The organism is Acinetobacter sp. 1125_18A (assembly GCF_052824985.1).
In genome coordinates, this window is the sequence record NZ_VTDG01000044.1 from 1 (window position 1) to 1,196 (window position 1,196).

1 protein-coding gene is annotated in these 1,196 nt (G+C 38.9%); it reads left to right on the forward strand.

Going from position 1 to position 1,196, the window contains the following annotated elements; all coding sequences use genetic code 11:
- The first annotated feature begins 100 nt into the window (after nt 1-100).
- The gene (locus FY049_RS22160; RefSeq protein WP_166781830.1) at nt 101-1,141 is read left to right on the forward strand and encodes an IS481 family transposase; all 1,041 of its coding nucleotides are present in this window, start codon (nt 101-103) and stop codon (nt 1,139-1,141) included.
- Nucleotides 1,142-1,196: the final 55 nt, after the last annotated feature.

A 1,196-nucleotide genomic window follows, 5' to 3' on the forward strand; every position in this document is an offset into this window, starting at 1 on the left:
TGTATTAGTTCAGATCTGATCAGACATTGATCTTGAAAAAGAGAAAGTTACCCGTTTTGATAAAGGTGTCGAATCTTAATCAAACAAAGGTAACTTTCTTATGTTGCATACTAACAATCAAATCATCAAACACAAAGTAGGCTTACTCAATTTAGCTGAAGAACTTCAGAATGTATCCAGAGCTTGTAAAGTCATGGGTGTCTCTAGAGATACCTTTTACCGTTATCAGGAACTCGTTGAATCAGGTGATGTTGATTCACTCATCAATAAATCCCGAAGAGTACCGAATCTTAAGAATCGTGTAGACGATGCCACAGAACAAGCCGTTATTGATTTCGCAATCCAATATCCAGCTTATGGTCAACACCGCAGTAGTAATGAATTACGTAAAAATGGTGTATTCATTTCAGGTAGCGGGGTTCGATCTATTTGGCTCCGCCACGATTTAGAGAATTTTAAAAAGCGATTGAAAGCCTTAGAAGCCAAAGTGGCACAAGATGGCTTTGAGTTAAATGATCATCAGATTGCCGCACTTGAGCGTAAACATGAAGATGATGTTGCTTGTGGCGAAATAGAAACACACCATCCAGGATATCTTGGAGCCCAAGATACATTTTACGTTGGTAATCTGAAAGGTGTTGGTCGAATCTATCAACAAACTTTCATCGACACCTACAGCAAAGTCGTTCATTGCAAGCTCTATACAACGAAAACACCGATTACAGCAGCAGATCTGTTAAATGATCGTGTACTACCATTTTATCAGTCGCAGGATCTACCAATGCTGCGTATCCTGACAGATAGAGGTACTGAATATTGCGGTAAGGTTGAACAACATGATTATGAGCTATATTTAGCCATCAATGATATTGATCACACCAAAACAAAAGCAGCATCCCCACAAACGAATGGAATATGCGAGCGTTTCCATAAGACGATCTTGCAGGAGTTTTATCAAATTACATTTAGGAAGAAGCTTTATAATACATTAGAGGAATTACAAGCTGATCTAGACGTTTGGCAAAAATTCTATAATACTGAACGAACTCATCAGGGAAAAATGTGCTGTGGTCGCACACCACTGGAAACATTACTTGATGGGAAGCGAATTTGGGCTGAGAAGAATTTAGCTCAAATTTAACCTGACAGGCACACTAAAAAATGGGTAACTGTCAGATCTGGTTTGAGCTAGTACA

What these genes read in the sequence shown, in the direction of transcription:
- FY049_RS22160 (WP_166781830.1), top strand. Translation starts at nt 101, where the DNA reads ATGTTGCATACTAACAATCAAATCATCAAACACAAAGTAGGCTTACTC.